This is a genomic window from Trichocoleus sp. FACHB-46, from assembly GCF_014695385.1.
Classification (GTDB): domain Bacteria; phylum Cyanobacteriota; class Cyanobacteriia; order FACHB-46; family FACHB-46; genus Trichocoleus.
This window is the reverse complement of the sequence record NZ_JACJOD010000007.1, coordinates 203,071-209,564: the sequence shown is the minus strand read 5'-3', so window position 1 is coordinate 209,564 and position 6,494 is coordinate 203,071. Positions and strand designations below refer to the sequence as shown.

The 6,494-nt window shown below is 48.0% G+C and carries 7 protein-coding genes; 2 read left to right on the top strand and 5 right to left on the bottom strand.

The window, feature by feature from the left end:
* The 3 genes from H6F72_RS30085 to H6F72_RS04760 all read right to left on the bottom strand — a co-directional run.
* Positions 1–273 (bottom strand): transposase family protein (locus H6F72_RS30085; protein ID WP_190432322.1); only part of this gene is annotated, 273 nt, incomplete at its 3' end.
* 82 nt (positions 274–355) lie between these two features.
* Entirely contained in the window at positions 356–988 is a 633-nt protein-coding gene (locus tag H6F72_RS04765; RefSeq protein WP_190432321.1) for a ParA family protein, read from the bottom strand.
* A 250-nt stretch (positions 989–1,238) separates the two neighbouring features.
* Entirely contained in the window at positions 1,239–1,703 is a 465-nt protein-coding gene (locus H6F72_RS04760; protein WP_190432320.1) for a DUF1810 domain-containing protein, read from the bottom strand.
* Positions 1,704–1,926: 223 nt separating this feature from the next.
* Between H6F72_RS04760 and H6F72_RS04755 the strand changes: the two genes are divergently transcribed.
* A complete protein-coding gene (locus tag H6F72_RS04755; protein WP_190432319.1) occupies positions 1,927–3,318 on the top strand; it encodes a hypothetical protein in 1,392 nt (463 codons plus the stop codon).
* A 56-nt stretch (positions 3,319–3,374) separates the two neighbouring features.
* Here the strand turns inward: H6F72_RS04755 and H6F72_RS04750 are convergent, their stop codons facing one another.
* Both H6F72_RS04750 and H6F72_RS04745 read right to left on the bottom strand, forming a co-directional pair.
* Positions 3,375–3,773 (bottom strand): hypothetical protein, encoded by a 399-nt coding sequence (locus tag H6F72_RS04750; protein ID WP_190432318.1) that lies wholly within the window; start codon positions 3,771–3,773, stop codon positions 3,375–3,377.
* 278 nt (positions 3,774–4,051) lie between these two features.
* Entirely contained in the window at positions 4,052–5,734 is a 1,683-nt protein-coding gene (locus tag H6F72_RS04745; RefSeq protein ID WP_190432317.1) for a histidine kinase N-terminal 7TM domain-containing protein, read from the bottom strand.
* A gap of 254 nt (positions 5,735–5,988) precedes the next feature.
* On the opposite strand from H6F72_RS04745, the gene H6F72_RS04740 reads away from it, so the two are divergent.
* On the top strand, positions 5,989–6,489 hold the full coding sequence (locus tag H6F72_RS04740) for a DUF29 domain-containing protein (protein WP_190432316.1): 501 nt from the start codon (positions 5,989–5,991) through the stop codon (positions 6,487–6,489).
* Positions 6,490–6,494: the final 5 nt, after the last annotated feature.

The following is a 6,494-nucleotide window of genomic DNA, read 5'->3' as shown; positions in this document are numbered from 1 at the left end:
CACGTCTTCCACTTTTTTTACAATTCGGCCGACCGTAGTTTCGTGCAGTCCCCAACTCACCCCAATGTGGAATTGGCTACGATACTCTCGCCAGTAAGCCAAAGTGACTAATAGCTGGTCTTCAACGCTCAGCTTTGTTTGGCCCCCTCGCCGTCCTCGGCGATCTAGAGGGGGGCGTAGCACTTCAACCATTTCCCGAAAAGTACTACGACTCACGCCACACAAGCGCTTGAACTCCGGATTCGATAGATGCTCTAGCTCCTGGTATTGCATAGCTGCTGCTGGAATGCGTGCCCACCCAAAATTTAGCCCGCTTTTCCTCTCTGCGGTCACTAACTGTCACATGTTTTTCGATTCATGCAGGAGGTCTATTGATGATATTTGTGGTTTTGGCAACACCACCTTTCTGATTCCAAATCGCAGAAACTAATGCAGGCTGAGGATGTTTTAGGCAGTAATCTAACTGCTGCATGAGGAGTGGCAAACTTTTCTTCGTGACTCTTTGAATGGGAGTGAGTGGAAAAACTAACCCATCAACTCGCCGCCAGAGCTGAAAGAAATCACCATTGAAAACTAGGCCATACGAGGCTAAACACTTAGGTGATACTTTGTCCTTATCTAAATATTGTTTGATGCCATTATTACCATGAGCCACTGGATAGCCGACAGCATCCTTGTAAAGCTTATCCTTCTTGCACAATTCCACAAAGTCTGAGTCTGAAGCATTGGCTAAGTCTGGGTCGCGCTTTTTATCTTCAATAACTAGTACAGGTGGTTGAGAAGGATCTTGATAAATTAACCAATCTGGGATGCAACCACCGCCTATACTAGGGTTCTTTTTAACTTGGTTAACAGTCAACCCTAACGCTTGCCACATCACTGTCATTAACAGAGCTTCAAGATTTCCCTCAGCAAAGTTTGGTGGAATTTGTAACCAGGTTTTGACAACGCTGTTATAACTTTTCGTACTAGTTGTTGTACTGGTCATTCGGCAACTCCATCACATACGAAAAGAGCACAGCAAGCGCTGCAATAATGACTCATCACTTTTGAAATACCTATTATTCTGTTGGGGCTAAACAGTTCCTCTCTAAGATGCCCTGATAAACACGGAATTTAATGTTTTTAGCGTAAAAAACTCATAAAGATTTTTCAGGTGATTTCCCTCAAATTTTTTGTAGGGATACCTGCCACAGCCAGCGATCGCTTCCACTATTAAATGAGCATCAGATTTCTCTTCAATCAACTTGTGGAGAACGTGCCAGCAGATCGAGTGTTTTTTGGTCACAATCGCCCTGAAAAAACTTGTTGAGTACTTGCTTAAAAACTGACCCTTCAGGTGACACGTAGGCAAACAACGTCGCGCAAGATTTAAGCTTCATGTCATCAGGCGAACCAAAAATCTCGTGTGCCGATCGCCCCTCTACACTCAGAGCCGCTTCAGCACAGGCTATCAGTCGTGGCCCCAGAATCGGATGACTCAGGTACGCCTTAGCTTCTGCAACACTCTTGATCGCGTATCGTTTCGACGTTGCACTGAACCCTAGCCCATCGAACTGCGGGAAAATGTACCACATCCAATGCGATCGCTTCCGACCATTCTTGACCTCAGACAATGCCCGTTCGTAATCGCGCTCCTGGGCTTGTACAAAGCGGTTAAGGTCATACGGATCGCCTGCGTTCTCAGATTTCATCTCTGCCATCAGTCGTCTCCTACGGGATGCAAGTCAATTATTACAATCTGTAGCGGATCAGCCTAAATTTCCGCTGAAAGCGATCGCCCTCACAACTACCAATCTCCGAAGTGGGTACAATCAACGAGAATCCAGTATTGAGGCAAACTTTTCAGTTCTCTCAAGCCTGGTATACAAACTATAAGCAGTCGTACGTGTTCACTGGCAGAATCAGGGGAAGTAGGAGGGTCACATGGATGTAGATCGCGATCGAGAACGGTGTTTAGAGAGCTTGACTTGGGCTATAGAACAGCTCCAAGGCAAAGTAGACATCGCCAAACTCGACAAGATCGCAGAACTGATCATCCAAGCCATGACAGGCCCCTGGCGCTACTTCCACACCCCAGAGCATATTTTTGAAGTGGGCGATTCTGGCGACGCGATCGAAGTTTTAGCCGCACTCTTCCACGATCTCGTTTACGTGCAAGTAGATCAAGGCATCAGCGTCAACATTAGCCGCTTCATCGCCCCCTTCATTAAAGAAACCCCAGGCCATCTTGCCATTCTGGATGCCGAAGACTTGCCGAGCGATCGCAGCTTCAGCTTAGTCCTCACAGTATTTGGTTTTGCCCCCAGTCAGCGACTGTCCCCAATGGCGGGCCAAAACGAGTTTCTCAGTGCCGTGATTGCTGCCAAAAGCCTAGAATCCCTACTTTCCTACAGTCATCTAGCCCAAATTGCTGCTTGTATCGAAGCTACCGTTCCCTTCCGACCCAAATCTGCCGAAGGCATCACTAGCGACGAGGCCCTATACCGAAGACTCTTAAGCATCAGTCAGGAGTTCGACTTAGGTTGGACAGAAGCAGAAACCCTCGAAATCACGAAACGATCCGTACGCCTTGCCAACCGAGACGTAGAGAATTTTGCGTTTCCTAGCTCCGCCCATTTCCTCGACAATACCTGGAATCTCATCCCCGAAACCAACCACGACCTGAAAAACACCAACGCCTACAAAGTGCAAGGCTATCGCCTGTCGATTCAGAAGATGGAAGGTTTCATGAACTTCCTCAAGCCAGAAGTGGTGTTTCGGCAGTTCCACGGTGAACCTAACGACGAAACCTATCAACGGCTAATCAACAACACCGCAAAAAACTTAGAAGTGGCTCGGCTATATCTGGGGGCAAAACTCGTTTCGATCGCCATTATTGAAGCGTTGGCGTTTCGGATTGGCCGTGATGTCCCGATCTCTACCATGATGGGGGAATTGCCATCTTCGGGCTTTTCGACGGTGCAATTAGAGCATTTCTTACCCAAAATCTCTAGCTATAGGTTGCCAGAAACTCCAATCGAACATGATGCGCTAGAACTACTCGAAAAAGGCCGCAGTATTGATTCTTTCTACGATGTGAAAAACTCTCCGACTGCAACTTTTGTCGTGAAGTCAATCGGTTTCGCAGCTTTACGCCAGTTGTTGAAACATGCGAAAGCATTCTTTCAAGATGAAATTTCTGCTGAAGAGTTTCTTTCTTACTGCGATCCAGCCGTTGTAGAGACGGTGACGAAAGGGGTAATTCAACTCTTCGAGAGCCGCAAACTAGCGATGCAACAAGAATCTCTCAATCGTCATTCTGCTATCGCGTCTTAAAAAACCTAACCCCCAACCCCTTCCCTCGTAGGGAAGGGGAGCCTAGGATTTATTCCTTAGCGTTGCACTTTGTCAGAGTAACCTTGACGGCGCAGTTCATTCTTGTCTAGGTCGCTAGCGCTTCTGTCAGCGGTGTCGGGATAGAGGCCACCAAAGTCTTTCACAGCTTCTGTAGACTCTTTGGCAATTCTTTGGAGCCGACCTTCGCCATCAGCAGAGTTGATTTCACGTGCTTCTTTGTTCCATTCGCCTGTGGTTTTGGGGCGGTCGGAATCATTCTGGTGAGCGACGGTGTTGATTCGGTCACTAATCGCTTTGGTGCTAGCGCTGTTGGGCTGAGCGTTGGTGGTCAGCAAGATAAAACCAACAAGAGCGACGGCCAAAAAACGCTTGACTTGTAGTTGATTAAACAAAGAACTAACTTGAGCAATCGCTCCAGAAATCAAGTTTTTCATCAAAGTACTCCACTAATTCATTTTCAATGCTTTTCATATTTCGAGAAACTATCGAACTCGCCCCGAAGGATGCGAGCCAATAATTCTCTCGACAAAATTAAGACTAACTAGTAAAACAAAATTCTTCCTCTAACAGAAGTCATAACTCGCGATCGCTTGCGGGTTGCTAAAGATGGACGTACACATCTATCAATGGTAGGGGTTGCTTACTAGCTACAGTGATCGGGCTCCTTCTGGCTCAAGAGCTTCGCGATTGGCCTCTGCGCGAGCCAGTGTTCCTATAGCTGATGGTTGCCGCAACGAACTGAGAATTGATCTAGGGGCTGGTAAAACCCATGCTTGATGCAGTTTCTTCCTGCCGCTTTGGCTGCATACAACGCCTGATCGGCTAAGTGCAACAGACAATCAATCGTTCTTCCCTCCGGGGGAAAGGTACTAACGCCACCAGAGACGGTGGACTGGATTTGCTGCCCACCAAACTCCACAAGGGTAGCTTCCCAAGCCAAACGAATTTTCTCAATCCGTCGGTAGGCAAGATCTAGCGGCATCCGCGGCATAAATAGCACAAACTCCTCACCCCCATAGCGACAAGCAATATCGCTAGAACGGCTGTGACAACGCAGCAGTTCTCCAAAGGCTTGCAACACGCGATCGCCTCCTAGGTGCCCAAACGTATCGTTAATCTGCTTAAAGTGATCAATATCCAGGAGAGCAACTGTAATGGGATAACTTTTGCGGGTGGCCCGTGCCAACTCTCTAGGAAACGTTTCTTCCAGATAACGGCGATTGAACAAACCCGTGAGTACATCCCGTATCGCTTGCTCTCGCAACTGAGTTTGCAACACCTCAATTTCTAGTAACTGGTTTTGTAAACGGTGATTCGCCTGTTGCAGATCTAGCTCTGCTTGGTGGCGTTCGGTCACATCTCGTAAGATAATCAAGCGCCCGGTAATGTGCTGGGCGCGATCGCGCAGGGGCGTTGTGCGTAGCTCTATGTAGCGCAGTGGCTTGCCCTCTCTAGCAATTGCCAGCCTATGATCGCCGCTATCGTAGCAACGCCGAGCTATATCTTGCCATTGCAATAAGCTTTTTGCTGCGGGCTGTCCAACACAGGCAACGGTTGTGCCTAGCAGCTCTCGTGCCGCTGGGTTAATATCCACAATGCGATTTTGCTGATCTAAAACCAGGACTCCATCACTCATGCTCTCAACCAACGTATCGCGAGCCACTGGCACTAGATCAAACAATTGAAAGCGAAAGAGATTGGCAGAATAAATTAATCCGCTGAGCATAAAACTCATCGGTGTAATGTTCAAGCCCGGAGGCGTGAGCTTGAGCATATAGGCACTACCCCCGATTAAGGGGATCATGGCTGAAGCTAAGGCCATGATGGCTTGCCGCCGATACAGGAGAGAGGGGCGGAGGGCTGCTTGTAGTAAGAGAAAGGCCCCAGCCAAGGTATAAGCATAAACACAAGCCATGATCCAGAAGAATCCGGGGCCATGCTGGTAAATGAGCAGGTTGCTTCTGGCAGAGCTCCACAAAAATCCAGTCCAAACCCAATGATGCCAACTGTTTGTCATGACGAGAATGACATTCAAAATTGGCACAACCCAGAGCCATGCCAGAGCTTTGGGAGTCAGCCAATTTTTTCGGTGGGTGAAGTGGGTCGCAAAGATCAAAAAGAGCGTAATCACGCTGCCAGAGCCGACATACTCTAGCTTCGACCACAGTATTTTGCTGGATAACGTTGTCGCGGCTGCCTCTAATGCTGCAACAGTGGCATACCCTGCGATCGCCAGCATCATTAAAAGAAAAGGCCTGCTAGCTGGAGCCGTAGTTCGTCGCTGCCAAGCTGCATAGGCGGACACCAGAGAAATTAGGGCAGTGAGCCCTAAAAGATAGCAGTAAGGATTGAGGTGGGGAATACCAACATTATGATGCAGCGTGGGGAAACCCATCTCTAGCACTACGTACAATTTACTATGTACCCTTCAGTATGCATAACCCGCCGCAGTCTTACTTCCGCTGAGTTACTTAAGAGCCCTTATGTTCTGCATAATATTCTGTACAAAACTGTAGTCAGCGTAAACTGGCCGAAACCAATAGACGAATAGATCCAATGGGATTGCGATCGCCCCTTGGCGATTTAACAAAGCGATTGTGCCTCGAAAAGGCAACTCTACAATAAGGACATTGAGGTTGAGCGATCGCCATGCACATCCCAGAAATAGACCCAAAGGCTACCGTTTCTGAACCAAACCTCTATAACAACGACTTCTACGCTTGGACGCAGGAACAAGCTGCTTTACTCCACCAGCAGCAATGGAGCCAGCTTGACCTACCAAATTTGATTGAGGAAATTGCATCTTTGGGTAAACAGCAACGCCAAGAACTCCGCAATCGCTTGAGTTTGCTAATTGGGCATTTACTCAAATGGCAGTACCAACCCGAACGTCGTAGTCGTAGCTGGCTAGCCACGATTCGCATCCAGCGCCTCGACATCTCCGAATTACTAGAAGACAACCCCAGCCTCAAGCCCTATCTAGAAGAAGCATTGCAGAAAGCTTATCTAAAAGGTGTAGAACTGGCAGTGAGTGAAACTGATTTACCCAGCCGCCCTTTTCCTCCAGAATGTCCCTATGGTTTAGCGGAAATTCTAGGCGATCGCTTTTATCCCGGCGAACCCAGTGAGTTAGTTGATGAGTTGGGGTGAACAAA

Coding starts and splice junctions, on each gene's coding strand:
- H6F72_RS04765 (WP_190432321.1), bottom strand. CDS start 988: ATGACCAGTACAACAACTAGTACGAAAAGTTATAACAGCGTTGTCAAA.
- H6F72_RS04760 (WP_190432320.1), bottom strand. CDS start 1,703: ATGGCAGAGATGAAATCTGAGAACGCAGGCGATCCGTATGACCTTAAC.
- H6F72_RS04755 (WP_190432319.1), top strand. CDS start 1,927: ATGGATGTAGATCGCGATCGAGAACGGTGTTTAGAGAGCTTGACTTGG.
- H6F72_RS04750 (WP_190432318.1), bottom strand. CDS start 3,773: ATGAAAAACTTGATTTCTGGAGCGATTGCTCAAGTTAGTTCTTTGTTT.
- H6F72_RS04745 (WP_190432317.1), bottom strand. CDS start 5,734: ATGGGTTTCCCCACGCTGCATCATAATGTTGGTATTCCCCACCTCAAT.
- H6F72_RS04740 (WP_190432316.1), top strand. CDS start 5,989: ATGCACATCCCAGAAATAGACCCAAAGGCTACCGTTTCTGAACCAAAC.